The 20,331-nt window shown below is 45.0% G+C and carries 18 protein-coding genes; 13 read left to right on the top strand and 5 right to left on the bottom strand.

The genetic code is table 11. The features are described 5' to 3' along the window. The first annotated feature begins 140 nt into the window (after positions 1–140). The 6 genes from QF041_RS16115 to QF041_RS16090 all read left to right on the top strand — a co-directional run bounded on the left by QF041_RS16115 (position 141) and on the right by QF041_RS16090 (position 6,793). Positions 141–2,834, top strand: a complete 2,694-nt coding sequence (locus QF041_RS16115; protein WP_307414911.1) for a glycosyl hydrolase family 2 protein — start codon at positions 141–143, stop codon at positions 2,832–2,834. Between the two features lie 80 nt (positions 2,835–2,914). Beyond that, complete coding sequence (locus tag QF041_RS16110) at positions 2,915–4,825, top strand: beta-glucoside-specific PTS transporter subunit IIABC (protein ID WP_307414910.1); 1,911 nt, start codon at positions 2,915–2,917, stop codon at positions 4,823–4,825. Between the two features lie 206 nt (positions 4,826–5,031). After that, positions 5,032–5,352 (top strand): hypothetical protein, encoded by a 321-nt coding sequence (locus tag QF041_RS16105; RefSeq protein ID WP_307414909.1) that lies wholly within the window; start codon positions 5,032–5,034, stop codon positions 5,350–5,352. Between the two features lie 52 nt (positions 5,353–5,404). After that, positions 5,405–5,881 (top strand): GyrI-like domain-containing protein, encoded by a 477-nt coding sequence (locus tag QF041_RS16100; RefSeq protein WP_307414908.1) that lies wholly within the window; start codon positions 5,405–5,407, stop codon positions 5,879–5,881. Between the two features lie 25 nt (positions 5,882–5,906). Then, a complete protein-coding gene (locus QF041_RS16095) occupies positions 5,907–6,356 on the top strand; it encodes a hypothetical protein (protein WP_076217251.1) in 450 nt (149 codons plus the stop codon). Then, positions 6,353–6,793: a hypothetical protein gene (locus tag QF041_RS16090; protein WP_307414907.1), complete on the top strand. Its 441-nt coding sequence runs from the start codon at positions 6,353–6,355 to the stop codon at positions 6,791–6,793. The genes QF041_RS16095 and QF041_RS16090 overlap by 4 nt, the downstream gene beginning before the upstream one ends. A gap of 101 nt (positions 6,794–6,894) precedes the next feature. Here QF041_RS16090 and QF041_RS16085 read toward each other — a convergent pair whose 3' ends face one another. Further along, positions 6,895–7,299, bottom strand: a complete 405-nt coding sequence (locus QF041_RS16085; RefSeq protein ID WP_047840578.1) for a CBS domain-containing protein — start codon at positions 7,297–7,299, stop codon at positions 6,895–6,897. A 177-nt stretch (positions 7,300–7,476) separates the two neighbouring features. Between QF041_RS16085 and pbp4 the strand changes: the two genes are divergently transcribed. After that, complete coding sequence (gene pbp4 / locus QF041_RS16080) at positions 7,477–9,564, top strand: penicillin-binding protein PBP4(5) (protein ID WP_307414906.1); 2,088 nt, start codon at positions 7,477–7,479, stop codon at positions 9,562–9,564. A gap of 114 nt (positions 9,565–9,678) precedes the next feature. Here the strand turns inward: pbp4 and QF041_RS16075 are convergent, their stop codons facing one another. Next, complete coding sequence (locus QF041_RS16075; protein WP_307414905.1) at positions 9,679–10,434, bottom strand: class I SAM-dependent methyltransferase; 756 nt, start codon at positions 10,432–10,434, stop codon at positions 9,679–9,681. A 278-nt stretch (positions 10,435–10,712) separates the two neighbouring features. Between QF041_RS16075 and QF041_RS16070 the strand changes: the two genes are divergently transcribed. The 3 genes from QF041_RS16070 (at position 10,713) to QF041_RS16060 (ending at position 13,130) form a co-directional block, all read left to right on the top strand. Further along, the gene (locus QF041_RS16070) at positions 10,713–11,129 is read left to right on the top strand and encodes a VOC family protein (RefSeq protein WP_036606080.1); all 417 of its coding nucleotides are present in this window, start codon (positions 10,713–10,715) and stop codon (positions 11,127–11,129) included. Positions 11,130–11,277: 148 nt separating this feature from the next. Further along, entirely contained in the window at positions 11,278–11,877 is a 600-nt protein-coding gene (locus QF041_RS16065; RefSeq protein ID WP_036606079.1) for a TetR/AcrR family transcriptional regulator, read from the top strand. A 32-nt stretch (positions 11,878–11,909) separates the two neighbouring features. Further along, a complete protein-coding gene (locus QF041_RS16060) occupies positions 11,910–13,130 on the top strand; it encodes an MFS transporter (RefSeq protein ID WP_036605966.1) in 1,221 nt (406 codons plus the stop codon). A 100-nt stretch (positions 13,131–13,230) separates the two neighbouring features. Here QF041_RS16060 and QF041_RS16055 read toward each other — a convergent pair whose 3' ends face one another. From QF041_RS16055 to licT, 3 genes are all read right to left on the bottom strand, one after another. Then, entirely contained in the window at positions 13,231–14,640 is a 1,410-nt protein-coding gene (locus tag QF041_RS16055) for a glycoside hydrolase family 1 protein (RefSeq protein ID WP_307414904.1), read from the bottom strand. 42 nt (positions 14,641–14,682) lie between these two features. Then, positions 14,683–16,581 carry a beta-glucoside-specific PTS transporter subunit IIABC gene (locus tag QF041_RS16050; protein ID WP_307414903.1) on the bottom strand — a complete coding sequence of 633 codons (1,899 nt, stop codon included), beginning with the start codon at positions 16,579–16,581 and terminating at the stop codon, positions 14,683–14,685. Between the two features lie 184 nt (positions 16,582–16,765). Beyond that, the gene (gene licT, locus QF041_RS16045) at positions 16,766–17,626 is read right to left on the bottom strand and encodes a BglG family transcription antiterminator LicT (protein WP_307414902.1); all 861 of its coding nucleotides are present in this window, start codon (positions 17,624–17,626) and stop codon (positions 16,766–16,768) included. A gap of 311 nt (positions 17,627–17,937) precedes the next feature. Here licT and QF041_RS16040 point away from each other — a divergent pair, with 311 nt between their 5' ends. The 3 genes from QF041_RS16040 (at position 17,938) to QF041_RS16030 (ending at position 19,958) form a co-directional block, all read left to right on the top strand. Continuing rightward, a complete protein-coding gene (locus QF041_RS16040; protein ID WP_307414900.1) occupies positions 17,938–18,105 on the top strand; it encodes a DUF3934 family protein in 168 nt (55 codons plus the stop codon). A 165-nt stretch (positions 18,106–18,270) separates the two neighbouring features. Then, complete coding sequence (locus QF041_RS16035; RefSeq protein WP_036605963.1) at positions 18,271–18,702, top strand: MarR family winged helix-turn-helix transcriptional regulator; 432 nt, start codon at positions 18,271–18,273, stop codon at positions 18,700–18,702. Positions 18,703–18,782: 80 nt separating this feature from the next. Then, entirely contained in the window at positions 18,783–19,958 is a 1,176-nt protein-coding gene (locus QF041_RS16030; protein WP_307414899.1) for a YhgE/Pip domain-containing protein, read from the top strand. Positions 19,959–20,331: the final 373 nt, after the last annotated feature.

Here is a 20,331-nt window from a genome sequence, read left to right as displayed (position 1 = left end):
ATTAATAGGGATTATTGTAATGATTTACGTTTTATTTCATGTGGAAAATTCTTTCTGGAATATGTAATTTTGATACTTGATAGATAGGGGAGAGAAGTAGACAACGAAGTTGTTCGTCTAGCAGAAGGGAAGGTTTTTTGATGAGAAAGATGACCGAGGTGTTGGGAAACAGGGAGAGTAATTATATTTTGCCTTTCTTCTGGCAGCATGGTGAAGAAGAACTTGTACTGCGTGAACATATGCAGATTATTGATGAGAGTGGCATCAAGGCGGTTTGTGTGGAATCCCGCCCGCATCCGGATTTTGTAGGACCCCAATGGTGGACAGATCTGGATATCATCATGGATGAGGCGCGTAACCGGAAGATGAAAGTGTGGATTCTGGATGATTCTCATTTTCCTACAGGATATGCCGCTGGCAGAATCAAGACGGATTATCCCCAGTACCAGAAGCAGTTTCTGAAAATACATCAACAGGATTTCGTCGGACCCCAGCTTCAGGCGGGAATTCTGGTGAAATGGGCGCTGCAACGACCCGGCCAGAGAGGTGTTAGTGTTGGAGTGGAGCAAGTAAAGTCGGATCATGAGGGAGAACAAAAGCAAGTCTTCTCGGCTAAAGATCGGATTGTTGGTGTAGTTGCCGCTCGCAAAACGGGACCTGATGAGATTGATCCCGATTCCCTGGTTGATCTGACCTCACAATTACATGAAGGAACGGTGCACTGGGATCTGCCTGAGGGGCGTTGGAGAATCTTTACGCTGGTTCTTACCTATGATGGAGGGGAAAAAGCAACCGAAGGATATCTGAATCCAATTGTGCCCGAAGCCACACAGGTGCTGATTGATACGGTGTACGAGGCACATTATGATCGATACAAAGATGATTTTGGATCGACACTGGCTGGATTTTTCTCGGATGAGCCAAGGTTTGGCAATGTAAAAGGACCACTGGCTTCCATCGGACGCCTAGATATGATTCTTCCGTGGTGTGAAGATTTGCAGGACATGTTAAAGCAGGAAGGATCCGACGATGATGTTATTCGTTCACTCCCCTTGTTGTGGGCGAATGCAGGTGTGAAAGGACAAGAGATGCGCTATCGCTACATGGATCTGATCACTCGATTATACGCAGAACATTTCACGGACAGATTGGGAGAGTGGTGTCGCGCCCATGGTGTAGAGTACATTGGGCATGTCATTGAAGACAATAACGCTCATGCAAGACTCGGTTATGGTACAGGGCATTTCTATCGCAGTCTGTGGGGGCAGGATATGTCCGGCATTGACGTGGTGCTTCATCAGATTCTGCCAGGCATGGATGATGGCTATTACAAATCATTCACATCCACTGGATGGGACGGTGAGTTCTTCCATTATGGAATGGCGAAGATGGGAACCTCACTCGGACACCTGGACCCTAAGAAGCACGGTCGTACCATGTGTGAAGTGTACGGTGCATATGGGTTCGGAGAAGGGCTGAAACTGATGAAATGGCTAACGGACCACATGCTGGTACGGGGTGTGAACCATTTTGTGCCACATGCATTTTCGCCGAAAAAGTATCCTGATCCAGATTGTCCACCTCATCTATACGCGAACGGATATGATCCGCAGTATCGGTATCTGCCAATACTAACTTACTACATGAACAGAGTAAGTCATCTGTTATCGGATGGTGTGCATGTTGCACCGGCAGCCATTCTGTATCATGCAGAAGCGGAGTGGGCTGGAGAGTATATGTTGTTCCAGAAGCCCGCGAGAGAGCTTACGCAGAACCAGATAGATTTTGACATCGTTCCATCGGAACTGGTGATCTCGGCGCAGGTGAAAGACGGAAAACTCCAGATGAACCGTGAACAGTTCCCTGCCCTGATTATCCCTTATGCCGAAGCGCTACCGAGTCAATTAATTGCTCAACTGGTTGCCTATGCCGAAGCCGGTTTACAGGTCTATTTCGTGGATGGACTTCCTGCTCGAAGCAGTGAAGGAGAGGATTGCACGAGCGAGTTGTCAGATCTGAAGAAGCAGAAATCTGTGAGTATTGTTGCACTAGATGAACTGGCGACGCGCCTGCGGAGTGACCATGTGTATGAGATCACCGTTTCGGAATACCAGCCCTACTTGCGTTATTACCACTACCGTCATAACGACGGTGAGGTATATATGTTCTTCAATGAAGATCCGGCAAAAGCGATTGAGACCACGATTACCGTTCCGGCTTTGAAGGGCGTGGATGAGATGTACATCTATAATGCTTTTGCGAATACACTCTCACCACTTCACACCAGCATGTATGGAAACAAGCAATCATTCTCCTTGAGGCTCGAAAAATATGAATCTGTGTTGATTGTGCAGGGGACTGCACTGAGTGAGGAGATCGCGGAAGTCTCAACTGCACATTGTTCATACACCAACCTACACGAGATTAGAGGAGAGTGGAAGCTCTCCTTGGCAACGGCTAAGCAATACCCGGAATTCTCTGCATATGGGACATGTGCTGGACTTACTTCACTTGCCGTACCGACGATGTTACCCGAGTTCTCGGGGACCGTGCGATATGAGATAGAGTTCGATATGCACGAAGTACCGGCAGCAGCGCGGCTGGTCATTCATGAACCGTACGAAGTAGCTCAAGTGTGGCTGAATGGGCATGATATCGGAACGCGAATCTGTCCGCCTTATGCGTACGAAGCAAGCGGATGTTTACAACCAAAGGGCAACAGACTTGTGATTGAAGTGACGAATACGCTTGTAAAAGAACAGCAAGATTTCCTGTCCCAGTTCCTGATTCAGGAACCGACAGGTATTGTAGGTAATGTCTATTTACAGTACTGAGAATAGATATGGAATGAACATTGAATTCACAAGAGCTTATATGTTCATTCCATATCTCACCCATGAAGGAGTGAGCAGGCATGGATCATCGTCAACTGGCAACGGATGTGTTACGCAGTGTCGGAGGCAAAGAAAATATCAATAAGGTTACCCACTGTGTAACCCGGTTGAGATTCGAACTGAAGAACAGCAAAATTCCCAATGCCGAAGAGATCAAAGCAATGGATGGCGTGCTGACCGTTATTCAGCAAGGAGGACAATATCAGGTGGTCATCGGGAATCAGGTTGTTCCCGTTTTTAATGAGCTGTCTTCCCTCCTGGGAGACATGAGCCATACTGAATCCTCCAATGATGTACAAGGTGAGAAGAAAAGTCTCTTCGACCGCTTCACATCCATGATTTCCGGTGTATTCATGCCTGTTATGGGAGCGCTTGCAGCAAGTGGTATTATTAAAGGATTGCTGGCTTGTCTATCTGCATTCGGTGCTTTGACGGCAACGGATGGAACGTACATCGTGCTGAATGCTATCGGTGATGCACTGTTCTATTTCTTCCCGATTTTCCTGGGTAGCTCCGCCGCCAAATACTTTGGCCTGAATCAATATGTGGGAATGATTATTGGAGGTTCCATGGTCTACCCCGCGCTTGTGAATTTTGTAGGCTCTGAGCATCAGTTGACCTTCCTCGGTCTACCGATGAATATGATGAATTACACGTCATCCGTGTTCCCCGCAATTGTTGCGGTATGGTTTGCATCCCTGTTAAATCGTGTGATTGAGAAGCGTATCACGCAAGGTTTCAGATATTTCCTGGCCCCATTTATCGTACTCTTGGTTACGGTGCCGCTGACACTGTTCATCATTGGTCCTGTCATCACATACCTCAGTAACGGTCTTGCTGATATTACAACGGCTATCTACAATTTCAATCCGATTCTTGCTGGACTTGTATTGGGTGGCCCATGGATTCTCATTGTTATGTTTGGTTTGCACTGGGCCTTTATTCCAATCTTTATTAACAACATGGCAACCGTGGGTTACGACTCCGTAATGGGATTGCTGGCAGCAAATCAGTTTGCGATGGCAGGTGCAGCCTTGGCCTTTGGATTGAGAGCACGGGATAAACAGATGAAAACACTGGGGATTTCAACTGGAGGCACAGCATTGCTCGGTGTGAGTGAACCTGCACTTTACGGTGTACTGCTTCCTCAGAAAAAACCGCTCATAATGGCGATTATCGGTGGTAGTATTGGTGGAGTGATCGGTGGAGCCTTTTTGTCCAAAGTTTATGCGTTTGCTCCATCCGGCGTATTCGGTATTCCTGGTGCAGTCAATCCTCAAGGCATTGATTCCGGCTTCTATGGTTATGTCTTGCAAATGGCAGTGGGTCTGGTAGTGGGTTTCATTTTGACCTATCTATGGGGATATCAAACCCGCACGAAATCCGGCGAGTTAGCAACCCAAGGCACAACGGATGCCATATCTGTTTCTGGTATTGAAGGGACGGATGAAGGTTCAAGTTCATCTGTTGCGAAAACAGAGATGATTGTGTGTAGCCCTGTGTCTGGAGAGGTAGTGGACCTTGCAAGTGTTGCAGATGAGGCGTTTTCCAGTGAAGCGATGGGCAAAGGAATTGCGGTTATCCCTTCAAGTGGAACGATCGTATCTCCTGTTGATGGTGTAGTTACCACGATAACCAGATCGAGACATGCGATTGCAATCATTGGCAACGATGGCGTGGAGGTCCTGATCCATGTTGGTCTGGATACGGTCAAACTGAAAGGGGAAGGTTTCTCTCTCAAAGTACAGGAAGGCGATAGTGTAAATGTCGGTGATGTCCTAATGGAAGTGGATTTGACGAAAATCAGTGAAAAAGGGTTGCACGTAATCACGCCTGTGATTATCACCAATAGTGGCAGTTATTCATCCATCCGTGGGATTGGGACTCAGCAAATCTCCGCAGGTGCGCCATTGATTTCAATAAAAGTGTAGATTAGTTCGCTTAATATTTAATTGAAGTAATCGGAGTATACTTCTTCAAGTCCGCGTTCATCGCGGGCTTTTTTTGTTCAAGGGAATAGGTGGAGTAAGTCGTAGTGGTTTTATTTCCAATCCTCCTGCTCTTTTGATACAGTAACTGTGACATATCGGAGGTATATATCATATATGGAACAAGCACTTCAGATACTGATGCGAAATTGAATCTTTTAGGCAATGTAGTTAACGGTTTCTATAAAGGTTTCGCACCAGATGAAGCCAGTTTTGATGAGGAGTTCCCCAATCCGGCTTTCACAGGCAAAATGTCAGAAGAGCAACCAGCCTTTTTGCAGCTGGGCTACTATAAACAACATACGAATGTACATGACCTTGGCTTTCGAGAGGAAGATGGGACGTATCAAATTGTTTTGAATGAAGAAGAGGATCGGGATCTTGTAGATTCCAGGCTGTCGCGGAGAGGTAAAGGGAACGTATCTTTTTACGGCTCCGGATGCCAGCAGCGCCCACCAATGTTTTCATGAATAGGTCATGGAGAACCGTACCCCATATCGCTCTCGGAGAGGAGTCCATCTAATGAATGTGAATGATAATGTGATCGAACAACAGTCCCTTACCTTTGTGGGCATCAAACGAACGTTCTCTTGTGTGGATGGTGAGAATTTAAGGGGAATTCCCAAGATGTGGAAGGATGCTTTGGCAGACGGAATTGAGGAACGTTTAAACGGGTTCAATAACGGAGCTATTCCCGGTTTGGTGGGCATCTGTGTAGATCAGCGAGAGCTGCATGACAATCAAATGGAGTACTGGATTGCTACCTCTCACTCAGGTGAGGTGCCTGAAGGTTTGGTGTCCATCGAACTTCCCGCGTCCCATTGGGTTGTATTTGAAGCGGATGAATTAAAGCCGGAAGCGATACAAAGGTTATGGCACCATATTATGACAGAGTGGTTTCCTTCCACTTCATATCAGCATGCAGGGATTCCGGAACTTGAAGTGTACAAAGGTCACTGCACACCTCCCCAAGTCTGGATACCTGTAAAATTTGTGTGAGCAAAATTGAATTAGGAGGTCTGCGATGTTATCCAATAAAGTGATTGATCATTGCCAGGAGCAAGGCTGGTGGCATGAAGATGTTCCAGCAGCATATGAAGAAGCATTGCAAAAGCTGGAGATTGATCTTCAGTCGGATTTTGCACAATTTTATCTACATGCAGAGGATGGACCGACTTTCTACAGCAGGCATCAGGAGTTGTATCAGATCTGCTGGTTTATGGAGAACACCGTATATATGGAAGACATGAATGTAGCACAGCTTACACTGGGACTTCCCGAGGCGTATATTCCACTGGACAGTTTTGAAGGTGAAGGTGGTTTTTTCTACAACCGTCAGACGGGAGAAGTGGTGCTGGTGGAACTGGGCGAATCGATTGAACGGTTTCTTAATGGCGAGAGTGAGCCACAGTGGGCTGATTTCAATGCTTTTCTGGAGTGGTATTTCGTCCTGGAGGAGGAGACGGTACAATGAAAGATCTGACACCGGAACATGCCGAACTGGAGCGACAAATTGTAGAAACGGTAGAAGCCGGTAATGTGCTGGATGAGACGCAGCAGCATGAACAAGCACTTATCTATTATGATCAGGCATGGGGCATGTTGCCCGAGCCGAAGATGGAATGGGAGATTGCAAGCTGGATCGCATCCTGTCATGCGAATGCACATATCGATCTGAAGCAGTATGGACTGGCGAAGCCGTGGGCTGAGATATCGTTGCAAACGCGGAGTTCGGATAGAAATACGAGTCCGTTGATCGATCTCGGCATGATCTGCATGAGACTTGAACAGCATGACGAGGCGTATTTGTATCTGCATCAGGCGTATGAGTTCGGCAGAGAGCGTGCATTTCAGGGAAGCCCGAGGGACGTGTTGAGTTATTACATTGAAGAGCGGGCTAAACGCAAGTAGAGTGATTCCGACCATACCATGAAACAAAAAGGGTACCCCGGTTTGGCCAAAATATGACCACAGGAGTACCCTTTCGATTATTACGGGATGTTTGGCTTCATCTAATCCGAAATGTTACGCGTATAGTATTCAATAATATCCTTACGACGGATTATACCGAGGAAGACACGATCGACATCCACCACAGGCACAAAATTTTGGTCTGCTGCAAGTGTCAGCATATCCTCCATTTCAGCCTCAATGAATACACATTCATTATATACCCGATTGTTAATCTCATGGACTTGAACCTGATCCATCGTATCAAAAGTCAATCCGGGTGTATTTCGCATTTTCCATAACAAATCGCCTTCGGACAGGGTAGCAACATATTTTCCATCCTGGTCAATCACGGGAATGGCGGTGTAGTGTTGCGATTCCAATTGCTCAATAGCATCTTTCATGGAAGCGGTAGACTTGATATAGGCCACTTCGGCTTTGGGGAGTAAAAAATAGCTGATTTCCATCATCGGGCTCCTTTTCAGCCTTTTGCATAGCAAAAAAGCTTTAGTATGTAATCTCACTATCCTTATTTAAACATATTATGTGAGCTTTCGGCTATTTTTAATGATAAATTCGTCAGATTTGTTTCATTGTTTAAATGGCTCTGGAAATCTATAGTGTATATTAGAGGTGATGTAACCATGAAATCCAAACGTAAATTAATGTACGGACTGCTGCCCATCTTGTTTGCAGGTGGAATCGGAATGTATCTATACATGCAGAATAACAAAGAAGCAGAGGCCAAACCCCAGACTACCGTGAATCAATACATAGAGCATCTGCAAAAAAAAGAGTTTGACCAGTTGTACACCTTGATGACATCTGCTTCGCTGCAAGAGTCGGGCATGAACAAGGAACAATTTGTTGAGAAATACAATGCGATCTATTCGGGTATGGAAGTATCCACCGTCAAGGCAGAGGTTAAACCTGTGGATGTTGCCGAAACGGCTTCCGATGGCAGTAAGACCGATGCAGAGAAACAAAACCCGGATACGTATGAGGTGGATTACAACCTGCAACTGACAACTTTTTTGGGAGAAGTCAGTGAGACGCATACATTGAAACTGGTCCGGCACGAGCTTGAGGACGGGGGCAAAAACTGGCAAATTAACTGGCAGCCTTCACTGATCCTGAATGACATGGTTAAGGGCAGTAAAGTACGAGTGAGGACACTGTTCCCGGATCGTGGAGACATTGTGGATCGTGATGGTTTGCCGCTCGCTACCAAGGGCACGATGAATGAATGGGGTATTGTACCTGAGAAACTTGGTGATAACCCGGACCAGATGATTGCCCGAATCGCGAGCCATTATCAGGTTTCGGAAGATGCCATTCATAAGGCGCTTGCGCAGACATGGGTGAAGCCGGAATATTTTGTCCCGATTGGTTCAACGGAGGAGTTTGACGTACCAGAATCTCTAAGCGGGGTTACGATGCAAAGCAAGGAAATCCGCTATTATCCACTCGGCGATGCGGCTGCGCACCTGATTGGTTACGTGCGCAAAGCCACCAAGGAAGATCTGGATAAGGATACGGAAGGGTATTATCGCGCCGAGGATTGGATTGGTAAAGCCGGTTTGGAGCAGTCCATGGAGAAGCAGCTGCGTGGTGAACGTGGTGGTCTGATTGAAATCACCGATGAATCCGGTAACTCCCGTTCTGAGCTTATTCGCAAGGATGCTGTAGATGGACAGAATATTCAGTTGACGATTAGTTCCAAACAGCAAAAGAAATTGTATCAGACTTTATCCAGTGGTGGAGACGCCGGTGCAATGGTTCTGATGAATCCGACGGACGGCAACCTGCTGGCTTTGGTCAGTGCGCCTTCCTATAACCCGAACAAAATGGTCACAGGACTTACTCAGGCAGAGTGGGATGCTTATTCGGCGAATGAGAAGCTTCCTTTTATCAACAGAGTCACTACCCGATATGCACCAGGATCAACTTTCAAAGCGATTACAGCCGCAGCGGGACTGATGGAGAAGGTAACCACAGCGGACAAAACCCATGATATCTCTGGCTTGCAATGGCGTAAAGACGATAGCTGGGGCGGTTATTATGTCAAGCGTGTGAAGAGTTTATCACCGGTTAACATGGTCGATGCACTAGTGTACTCGGACAATATTTACTTTGCGATGGAAGCGATCGAGATGGGGAGTGCCAAGTTTATTGATGGGATCCAGAAATTTGGTTTTGGCGATAACTTTGGACTGGATGAATTGTATCTGAAGCCGAGCCAATATGCCAACGAAGCGAATCTGAATCTGTCGTCCGAGGTGTTGCTCGCTGATACGTCCTACGGGCAAGGGGAGATGTTAATGTCCCCGATTCATCTGGCATCGTCATTTACACCTTTTATTAATGAAGGGAAGTTGGTGAAACCTGTTCTGATCGAGGGAAAAGAAAGCACTGAGCCTGAGGTAATTATTACTCCGGAAGCCGCAAATACGGTTAAGGATGCATTGGGAGAAGTTGTTTCCCGTCAGGGAGGCACTGCTCATACCTTGAATTCAATACCTGGAGGACTCGCGGGCAAGACGGGAACAGCCGAACTGAAAGCAAAGAAGGGAGAGAAGGGGCAGGAAAACGGATTTTTCGTAGTATTTGATACCGATTCTCCGACCTTTCTGTTATCCGCTGTGATTGAAGAGGTGAACGGCCGGGGTGGAAGCCACTATGTCGTGGATAAATTAAAGCCCTTTTTGGAAAAGTTGGAGATTACGCAGTAACTCTGATTTAACATATAGCCTCCGCAAACATAATGAAAAGACCCGGTCACCATGTTATAGTTCGAACATGAGACCGGGACTTTTTTTGTTTCATTTTATTCAATACGGAATCGTTTATTTCCGGGCAGTGATCATGAAGCGTGCCGAGTTGGTACGAATGCCCTTCTCGTCGTGATGTTCATTCACAAACTGCTGGAATCGCTCAAAGTCAGTGTCTACCTTCCCGAAATCAGGAATGATGGGTGCATGGGTTAGGAGAAACATCAAATCTTCGGATGTAGCGTAATGCTCCACCACATTATATTCACGGACCTGAATGTCCTGGAAACCTACTTTTTGAAGTTCATGTATGTATCGTTCCATCAATGTACCAGGTTGAATGCCAAGGCTCTGTCCACGGCCAAAAGCTTCTGAAAGGTTGGATTTATCATGTTCGCTGACCTGCTGGGTTAGAAATATCCCACCCTGAGCAAGAACCCTAAATACTTCTGAAGCAGAGAACCCAGAGTGTCTGGAAGATACCACATTAAAGAAGTAATCTGGAAAAGCCAGTTTTTCTGCGTCCATATGAAGAAAGCGTACATTGGAATGACCGTCCGTAGCCTGAAGATTATGCTGTGCGGTCTCAATCATTCCTTGAGCGAGATCAATTCCCACCAGTAATAAGGCATCTTCCGCAATGGACAGAATAGCTTCTCCGCCACCTGTTCCAATATCCAGCAACAGATCGGACGATCGCGTATGGCGAACAACTTCCTCATAGAAGTTCCATCCGATTTTCTCCGAGACAACGTTCATGGAGCTGAAGTTCCAGCCATTCGTCCGGCCTACTCGTTCATAAAAGTCAGCGTAATCTATTTTGTTTTTCATTTTCATATTCCTCCAATGTGAGTTTGTTTGAACAGGACAAGAGAGTTGTGCCAAATCGTTCTAGTGTAAATGGTCGAATAGGATCAAATGGACAGACGTATCCCTTGATAGCTGGTACGCGTTTTGACCCAGCCCGACGACTAGTTACTTCGAACAATACGGAGCAACATCCGTGTCACCTCACAAGTTGGAATGTCTCCATTATAATCAATTGACAGCGTATACGCGAGGTGTTATTTTGAGGTGGAATCTATTCTATGAGTTCGAGGTGATCGATGGTGGCTATTCGTGCTAAGCAGATTTTTGTCAATTTACCTGTTCAAGATTTGAAGAAATCCGTTGAGTTTTTTACCAAGGTGGGATTTGAGTTTGACGCCAATTTTACGGACGAGTCTGCTACTTGTATGATCATCGGGGATAATATTTATGCCATGCTTCTGGTGGAGGAACGTTTCCAATCCTTCATTTCAAAAAAAATCTCCAATGCCGCCGATACAACCGAAGTCATCGTTGCCCTGTCTGTAGATAGCCGTGAGCAGGTAGATGTGATTGTACAAGCTGCCCTCGATGCAGGAGGGAAGCCATCCAACGAACCACAAGATCACGGATTTATGTACGGATGGAGTTTTCAGGATCTGGATGATCACCTGTGGGAAGTTTCCTATATGGATCTCAGCGCTTTTCCTTCCGAGTAATAAACTGAAAATAACTAGAGCCTTCCTAGATTAATAGGAAGGTTCTTTTTTTGTCAGTCGTACCTTTTTCATTGCTTATATTGGGTGCATCTGTTAAAATACAGAACGAATGTTCAGTATGGATGGGACGGAGTGAAATGGAATGAATATGAATAAAAAACAACTACAGACTGAGCAGACCAAGAAAAAACTTGCGGATGCTTCCAAAGCCCTTTTTGTACAAAAAGGTTATAAAGCAACGTCCATTGAGGATATTGTAGCTGCGACGGGCAGCAGCAAAGGCAATATATATTACCATTTTAAAAGTAAGGAAGGTCTGTTCCTCTATCTAATCGATGAGTGGGATCGGGAGTGGGAAGAGAGTTGGGCGGCCAAAGAACATCTCTATCGCACCTCCACGGAAAAGATATACGGTCTGGCTGAACAACTCGTCATGGATGACATGAATCACCCGCTGACAAAGGCGGCTGATGAGTTCTTCACAGGGGAGAAGAAAGAAAACGATATTGAGGAGCGGATCTCCTTAATGTTTGAGCGGCATATTCAATTTAATAAACAAATGATAGAACAAGGCATTGAGAGCGGTGAGTTCAAAGCAGACAATGTAGATAATCTCGCGCTCATATTGGAAAGTACCATTATTGGCCTTAGTCAGATGTCACGGGGGATGGAGCCTGATCAGGCTCTTGCGTTATATCGCCAGGCCGCTAGTGTATTCTTGCACGGCATTGCAAAAGATAAAGCTTAAGCAACATTTTGACAACTACGGAGGATGGAATCATGGCATTACTAACACGGAACAGGGGCGCACTGCTGCTGTTAATGTTTAATATTTTTCTCGTTTTTACGGGTATTGGTCTGGTTGTACCGATCATGCCTGCGTATATGGATCTACTGCATATCACCGGATTCACGGTCGGATTGCTGGTAGCGGCATTTTCCTTCACCCAGTTTCTGTTCTCCCCGCTTGCGGGTCGTTGGTCGGATACATGGGGACGTAAAAAAATTATCGTTGGCGGCATGCTGATCTTTGCCGTATCCGAGTTTATGTTTGGTGCGGTCAACGCACCAGTGCTACTCTTCGCAGCCCGGATGCTTGGTGGTATTGGTGCGGCGATGATCTTCCCGGCGGTTATGGCTTACACCGCAGATATTACAACGGAGGAAGAACGCGGCAAAGGTATGGGATTGATTAATGCAGCGATTACAACCGGATTTATCATCGGTCCGGGAATTGGTGGGTACATTGCGGACTTTGGCATTCGAATTCCCTTCTACGCCGCAGGGGTTGCCGGGTTGCTTGCATCAATTATTACATTGATTATTTTGCCGGAATCTGCACGAAGTACAGGAGAACAAAGTAAACCTATCCCTGGTTTAACAAAGGTCAAAGCTCCGGGCATGGTATCCCAATTGCTGAATTCATACCGTGAACCGTACTTTTTTAGCTTGATTATTGTATTTGTTATGGCATTTGGTCTGGCGAACTATGAGACGGTATTTTCTCTGTTTGTAGATCACAAGTTTGGTTTCACGACCAAAGACATTGCATTCATTATTACTTTTGGTTCCATCGCGGGTGCGGTTGTACAAGTATCTCTGATCGGTTGGTTGCTCAACCGGTTTGGTGAAAAGATGGTTATATCGGTCTGTCTGTTATTTGTAGCCGTATTTGTACTGTTGACCTTGTTTGTAAGTACGTACTGGATGATTCTTGTCGTAACGTTTATCGTCTTTCTGGGTATGGATATTTTACGTCCGGCGATCAGTACACAGATGTCCAAACTGGCACAAGAACAACAAGGCTTTGTGGCCGGACTGAACTCGGCTTATACCAGTTTGGGGAATATCGCAGGTCCGATCGTAGCTGGAGCACTGTTCGATGTGAATATTAACTATCCTTACGTTTCAGCAGCAGCCGTTTTGGCGATCTGTTTCCTGTTATCCCTACGGGTACTTAGAGGGGCCAAAGCGGTAAAGCAACCGAAGGCTGAAATGTAACTTTATAATTGGAAAAGAAAGCTTCCACATCAATGCATCAACACCAAAAAAGTCGACTTCACATGTTTCATGTGGAGTCGATTTTTTTAATAGTACGGTATTAACGAATTTCTCCATTCGTTTCAATCAGTTTTTGATACCAGTGGAAACTTTGTTTGCGGATACGTCTCAATTCCTTGATATCGAATTCCTCACGATCCACATAGATGAATCCATAACGTTTGCTTGACCCTTGATGTGTGCTAACCAGATCGATCGCAGACCAAGGGCAGAAGCCAAATACATCCACGCCATCCGTAATCGCCAGTTGAATCTGTTCGATATGTTTATTGAAGAATTCAATACGATATGGATCGTTAACCACGTCGCCTTCCTCCAGCTTATCAAAGGCACCCAGACCGTTTTCCGTAACAATCAATGGTAGATGATAACGGGAGTAGATCTGGCGAAGGGTAGAGCGGAAGCCCACGGGATCAATTTCCCAACCAAACTCCGTTTTTTGCAGATTAGGATTCACAGATCCTCTATATGCGCCCGGTTCACCTACGATTTCATGCTGATCTCCTGTATGGGAGAAGTCATTACCATCGTTCAGACTTTCACCAACCGTCTGGGAAGTATAGTAGTTAAACGCAATAAAATCAGGGTTTCCTTGAGCAAGGATATCCATATCTCCGTCCTCAATGACAGGCGTATATCCTTTTTCTTCGAGATAACTCCAGGCAATATGATTATAACGCCCATATACCGCCATATCGAGATAGAGCCAGTTACGAATGGCAGCATAGTTATCAGCCGCGAGTGTGTCTTCTGGTTTGGAGCTAGCCGGGTAAATTACACCGATATTAGGAGCTGGGCCAATCTTGGCTTCAGGCAGCATTTCATGACACAGGACCATCGCTTTAGCTTGAGCAACCAGCATGTGGTGATTTTGCTGATACAGTGTTTTTTGCGGATCAACAAGTGTTGTATCCAGTGTACCCAGAGAGCCAGGATGCAGGATCAGCATATTTTGTTCGTTAATGGTCAACCAATATTTAACCCGGTCTCCGTAGTTCTCATAAAGGGTCTTGGCATATTGTTCAAAAGCATCAATCGTTGCACGGTTGGACCACCCACCTTTTTCCTCAAGCGCATAAGGAAGATCGAAGTGATACATCGTCACTATGGGTTCAATACCGTATTTAATTAACTCATTAATGAGAGAATCGTAAAACGCGAGCCCCTTCGGATTTACTTCACCCGCTCCTTGCGGATAGATGCGTGTCCATGCGATCGAGAAACGGTAGGCTTTGAAGCCCATTTCGGCTAGCAACGCCACATCTTCTTTGTACATATAATAGTGATTACTGGTTACCTTGAAGTCGGTTACACCTTCCACATGATTGCCCATGTCAATGACAGAAGGGCCTTTGCCATCTTCATTCCAGGCTCCCTCAATCTGATAGGCAGAGGTTGAACCTCCCCAGAAGAAATCTTTAGGGAATGGTTTCAGTTGAGTATGTTTCATGGTTAGTTCCTCCTAAGTTGAATTCGTATAATATAAGTTGTGTTAGACAACGAGAGTCAGCAGGACATCGTTTTTCTGTACATGTTCTTGATTCGTTTCGAACACATCCACTTCTTGCTGCGTTAGGGTCACAATGACAGGTGTTACGGTTTCGTATCCGGCTTCCTTGATCTTATCGATGTCAAACTGGATCAACAGATCGCCCTGTCTGACGATATCACCTTCCTGAACGACAGGAGTGAAGTGTTTTCCCTTCAACGCTACTGTGTTGATGCCAATATGAATCAGAATTTCCGTTCCTGCGTTAGTTGTTAATCCAATGGCATGTCCAGTCGGGAAGAGGGAAGTGACAACACCATCTACCGGAGCGACAACTTCACCAATCTCAGGGACAATCGCCAAACCTTTGCCCATAGCACCAGTTGAAAAGGCTGGGTCGTTAATGGTACTCAGTGCTACGGCTTTACCTGTAAGTGGGCTATAAATTTGTTCTTTCTTGATTTCTGTTGTTTGAGTCTCAGGTACGACAGGAAGCTCTACCGGCGTACTTTCAGCCGATGTGCTGGAGACAGATTTGTTTGTCTCGGAAGCTGTGTCTTTCGTTTTGCTTTCATAACCAAACATCACCGTTAGTACTGCTGCTACCGCAAAGGAGCAGGCAATCGCAATTACGTAGACAACCGTTGGTGTATAGACGGGAATGGCAAATATATTGTGGAACACATAAGCAGTCATTTTAACACCAAAGTGACCATTGATGGCACCGCCGATCGCACCTGCGATAACCACGATAGGAATCACACGTTTATAACGCAGGATCAAACCGTATACAATTGGTTCAGTGACTCCTGCAAGTAAACCTGTAAGGCTGGTTGAACCAGCGAGAGTACGCAGGGTTTTGTTCTTTTTGGCTTTTAGGAAAATACCGAAGGCTACACCGATTTGTGCAAATACAGCTGCAGCAGCCATGGCTTCAATCGGATCGCCGCCAACCCCGATATTCTGTATCGTGATTGGAGTGAAACCCCAGTGGAGTCCAAAGACAACCATGAAGGTCATGAATCCACCGAGTACAACCCCTGATAATATACCGCTGACACCAATGAGCCAAGTTACGCCGGAGGAGATCCAGTCACCTACCGTGGTGCCGAATGGTCCAAAGGCCATTGCGGACAGAGGAACCATAATCATCAAAGCAATCATCGGTACAAGGAACAATTGCAGGTCTTTCAAAATGATTTTTTTGAGTAACTTATCCAGAACAGCGTAAATACTAATCGATATGAAGATTGGGAATACGCTGGCTGAATAATTCATCATCACAACCGGTATGCCCAGGAACGATACATCCGAGCCTTTATCCATGAGCCCCGTGAAGCTCGGTTCCATCAGAGCGGCACCAATTACACCAGCTACATAAGGATTGGCTTTCAGCTTCATACCCAGTGTGATGCCGAGGAAAATGGGCAAGAAATAAAATACAGCGTTACCGGCAGCAGATAAAATCAGGTATGTGTCACTTGTATCAGACATCCATCCGAGCATGGTCAGGACAGTCAGCAAAGCTTTTAGCATACCTGATCCTGCCATAGCCGGAATTAACGGCGAGAAACTTCCGGATATAATTTCAAAAACTTTGGATAATAGCGAGGTTTTTTCCCCTGTGGACTCAGCCGATGAGGAGGAATCTCCTCCAAAATCCCGGTTTTTCATAATCTCCGCATATACATGAGCCACGTTACTACCGATGACAACCTGGAACTGGCCGCCGCTTTCGACAACGGTAATAATACCATCGTGTTTTTCAAGCGTTTCGCGTTCGGCCTTTTTCGAATCTTTCAGGTCGAATCTCAGCCGGGTCGCACAGTGGACAAGACCATTGATATTGGCTTCTCCGCCGACGAGACGAACGATGTCATCCCCCATTTTTTTATGATCCATGTTCATTCTCCTTTGTTGTTAAGATTGCCTGAAAACAAAAAAATACCTAAACGAATGGCTATGATCATCGGAAAGATGACCTGTTGCCAATCATTTAGGTATCGCCTGCTTGAGCAGTAACAATCCTTGTCGTTAAGTTGTGAGACCTACTATATATGACGCCGAAATCGTTTGCAAGCTTTTTTTATTCCGCGTCGAGAAGCTCGTTACGGGAAGTGACACGTTGAATATGGATCGTCAAATACACCTTTTCATCAATGGACATGGCACTTTCAAACTTGTCTTCAAGGTACTGATTGATCCGCTGTGTGCACTGAAAAGCCTTGCTGTATTTGTCTTTCACTTGCTCATACAGAAAGTTATCTCCTGAAGCAAATTGCTCCTGTTCATTACTCAATATTCGCTGCACAAAATATTGAAGATGGGTAATAAACCGGGAATAATTAAATGAATTCTCATCCAAGGCGATGTGGTAATGGTTGGTCACAATGTTGAAAATATCATCAATAACTTCAGTAATTTCAACGGTTTGTTTCATGCCTTGAGCATCTTGACGAGCGTTTACAAAATGCATCGCAATAAAGCTGGCCTCATGTTCATCCATCTGGATGCCGAATTGTTCCTGAATCAGCTCCACAGCGTTCATGCCAATCCCAAACTCCTTCTTGTAAAACTTCTTGATCTGCCACAAAAGGGAATTCTTCAGCCCGACGGATTTACGGTACCGGGTAATGGCAAACTGAATATGATCGATCAATGATATATAGATATTATCACTAAAAACATCGCCCATTTCCTGTTTGGCATGGCCCACAATTTCGTCCGCTAACTTCAAATATTCGACCGATGTTTCCCCAATCAGATCAATTAATTTTTGCGGTATTTTATCCGATTTCAGCACAAAGGTTTTTTCGATTTTATCCTCATCCACAGGCTGTCCGTTTTTCTTTTTGAAGCCAAGACCGTTGCCAATGACAACAAATTCGTGACCAACCTGGTTCTCAGCCCGGATGACATTGTTGTTAAAAATCTGACGGATGATCATATATGTGTTTCACCTCAATTGGTCGTAATAATAACAAAAAACCCAAACTAAGGCTTAATAGACAGCCTTGGTTTGGGTATCGCCTGCTTACCAGTAACAATCCCGAAGAAGACGCAGCTTCCTCTTTCAATTATGTCCACTATACCGCTTTCATAACAGAATAACAATACAATGATTTATGGAAATGGACGTAAAGACGTGGATTTTTGGTATAATAAGAATGCTGGAAGTGAATTAGATGGGCTGGGTTGCATAATAAGTTACCGAGGACGGTCATTTTTAAGCATATACAGGATTATTGGAGTGATAACATGAGCAATGCAAAAGGAAAAGGCGGCACCGGCCGTGGTACGGGTAAGAAAGGCTGGAACCGTTGGCAAGCCGCTGCTAACCGGGCGAAAAGTGCCCCGAAGCCTTATAAAAGTAAAGGTACAAAGAAGAAGGACGATACCGAAACTACAAGTGGCAAGCCCGAGTAAGTATAGCTTGACGATGCCAGAGGAGAGAGCTGCCTGACTAACGGGTGGGTCTCTTTTTGCTTGAAAAGATAAAAAATTAAATTGACAGTAATGTAAATATGGTAATAATATAGAGCTTACGCAAATTAGATGGTAGTGCTACTATATAGAGAAAGGAGCATCAGCATGCCTGTTAATATGGATGAAAATCCACTTGGACTGATTCTGTCACGGACGTATCTGGCATATAAAAAAACAACAACCAGAAATCTGAGTGAACAGGATATTACACCGGAACAATTTGCAGTCTTGAATGAATTGAGCAAGGCTGGAAGCCATATATCACAGAAAAAACTGGCTGAATTAACAGTGCGGGACCAGACAACGGTAGGTAAAATTATAGACAAGTTGATTCGCAAAGGTCTGGTGACAAGAGAAGAAGATCCACAGGACCGCAGAGCGGTTTTGCTTTGTTTGACGGCGGAAGGACTGGAAATGAATAACGTTCTTACACCAAAGGCAAAACAGCAAGAGCAAGAGGCACTCGCCGAATGTTCCCCTGAAGAGCTTGAAGCATTCATGAATGTGATGAATCGCATCTATGAGAAGATGAAATAAATTTTTTTGACCAAATATGTGCACGTGCATATATATGTAGTGCAATTATTTTAATTTTAACTAACGGGAGTCGTGAACGAATGAGAAGCTTCAAAGATTTTCTTAAAGTGCCACAGACAAAAATAGGATTGGTTTTTGCATTGATTGTTCCGTTGTTATTTGTTGTGATCTGGATGACGGGTTATCATCAAGCCACGGAGAGAGTGGATCAACTTCAAGTTGCTCTGGTGAACGAAGATGGTACACAGGGAACAGAGGTACAGAAGCAGATTGAGACGCTCGCGCCGTTCAAGGTAAATGTGCTGGATTCTGCGAAGGAAGCCGAGCAACAGATGAATGCAGGTAAGTATGCGATGGTTATTGTGATTCCGGAAGGGTTTGCTGACCAGATTGGTAGCGGTACAGAGGGGAGCTTGTCCTTTTATATCAATCAGGGAAATGCGGATGTAGCCAAATCCATTGTGGAACATGCTGCGACCGGGATGACCGCACAAATGGGCCAAGGGATTCTGGAATCCAAGGTTCAAGTGACACTCAATAACGATAGTACAAACAGCGATGAACTGAGTGCAGCTATTGGACAAGCGATGGCGAAGATGAATGAAGGGCCTGTGAAGGCTGAAATTAATAAAACGAACAGCGTGAGTGATTTTGCAACATCGATGCTGCCCATGATTCTGGGTTTTATCACCTACATTGCTTCGATGACCATGAACATTCAGTTCAATATTACGTCGAATATCATGAAGCGTAACCACTCCAAATGGGAAATCTTCTGGGGACGGCAATTGCTGTTATTGTGTATAGCTGTGATCGTTCCTCTGATTGTGGATATAGTAGCTCTTCAGTTCACGGATGTTGCGAGTTCCTTCGGCGCTTTGTATCTGTATCATGTGCTGGTGAGTCTGGCTTGTATCTGTTTTACACAAATGAGTTTTGCCCTGTTTGGTAATGCAGGCCCTCTATTTAATGTAGCAATGGTTCCGCTCCAGTTGATGACAGCAGGAAATATCATTCCAGCCGAGATGCTGGCGCCATTCTACCGTTATATTGGAAACTTTCTACCCGCTTCCAATGGGGTACAGGGATTTATGCGTTTGATCTATAGTGGAGAAGCAGTGGGTGGATACATGGTTCATCTTCTGTTGATCTCGATTATAACGTGGGGAATTACGTTGCTGAGAGTTGGCATGCAAAAAGCAGGTAATGGACAAATGGCAATGACGCCTCCAGCATCAGCACAGGCACAACATTAAGAGTTTCCTTCTATATATAATGTTAATAACACACAAGAAAGTGGTTCACGTATAGTTATATGCGTGCATCACTTTTTTGTTTATCTTCTATAATACTTCTACTTATACTCGTGGTAACTTACAGTGCTCCCAGTAATCTAGCATGAGATTGATAAAAGGACAACCTAAATTGAGCATATTAATGAAGCTAAAATATATGGGTGGAGATGTAGGCTAATAAGTTTGAAATCAATTAGATATGTATTGCGATGTATGAATGGAAAGAATGTCATTTAAGCTATAATAAACTTTACACTGGGATAGAGGAGAGCAACACAGTAAAGGTAGTTGATTTGTAGTAAATGAATTTTATTAAATTAAGTATTGTAATTAA

The organism is Paenibacillus sp. W2I17, assembly GCF_030815985.1.
Lineage (GTDB): Bacteria > Bacillota > Bacilli > Paenibacillales > Paenibacillaceae > Paenibacillus.
This window is presented reverse-complemented; position numbering and strand designations above follow the sequence as displayed.

Excerpts from the sequence above, each read along its gene's own strand:
- QF041_RS16115 (WP_307414911.1), top strand. The coding sequence starts at position 141 with ATGAGAAAGATGACCGAGGTGTTGGGAAACAGGGAGAGTAATTATATT.
- QF041_RS16110 (WP_307414910.1), top strand. The coding sequence starts at position 2,915 with ATGGATCATCGTCAACTGGCAACGGATGTGTTACGCAGTGTCGGAGGC.
- QF041_RS16100 (WP_307414908.1), top strand. The coding sequence starts at position 5,405 with ATGAATGTGAATGATAATGTGATCGAACAACAGTCCCTTACCTTTGTG.
- QF041_RS16095 (WP_076217251.1), top strand. The coding sequence starts at position 5,907 with ATGTTATCCAATAAAGTGATTGATCATTGCCAGGAGCAAGGCTGGTGG.
- QF041_RS16090 (WP_307414907.1), top strand. The coding sequence starts at position 6,353 with ATGAAAGATCTGACACCGGAACATGCCGAACTGGAGCGACAAATTGTA.
- QF041_RS16085 (WP_047840578.1), bottom strand. The coding sequence starts at position 7,299 with ATGGAAATCAGCTATTTTTTACTCCCCAAAGCCGAAGTGGCCTATATC.
- pbp4 (WP_307414906.1), top strand. The coding sequence starts at position 7,477 with ATGAAATCCAAACGTAAATTAATGTACGGACTGCTGCCCATCTTGTTT.
- QF041_RS16075 (WP_307414905.1), bottom strand. The coding sequence starts at position 10,434 with ATGAAAAACAAAATAGATTACGCTGACTTTTATGAACGAGTAGGCCGG.
- QF041_RS16065 (WP_036606079.1), top strand. The coding sequence starts at position 11,278 with ATGAATAAAAAACAACTACAGACTGAGCAGACCAAGAAAAAACTTGCG.
- QF041_RS16060 (WP_036605966.1), top strand. The coding sequence starts at position 11,910 with ATGGCATTACTAACACGGAACAGGGGCGCACTGCTGCTGTTAATGTTT.
- QF041_RS16055 (WP_307414904.1), bottom strand. The coding sequence starts at position 14,640 with ATGAAACATACTCAACTGAAACCATTCCCTAAAGATTTCTTCTGGGGA.
- QF041_RS16050 (WP_307414903.1), bottom strand. The coding sequence starts at position 16,581 with ATGGATCATAAAAAAATGGGGGATGACATCGTTCGTCTCGTCGGCGGA.
- licT (WP_307414902.1), bottom strand. The coding sequence starts at position 17,626 with ATGATCATCCGTCAGATTTTTAACAACAATGTCATCCGGGCTGAGAAC.
- QF041_RS16040 (WP_307414900.1), top strand. The coding sequence starts at position 17,938 with ATGAGCAATGCAAAAGGAAAAGGCGGCACCGGCCGTGGTACGGGTAAG.
- QF041_RS16035 (WP_036605963.1), top strand. The coding sequence starts at position 18,271 with ATGCCTGTTAATATGGATGAAAATCCACTTGGACTGATTCTGTCACGG.
- QF041_RS16030 (WP_307414899.1), top strand. The coding sequence starts at position 18,783 with ATGAGAAGCTTCAAAGATTTTCTTAAAGTGCCACAGACAAAAATAGGA.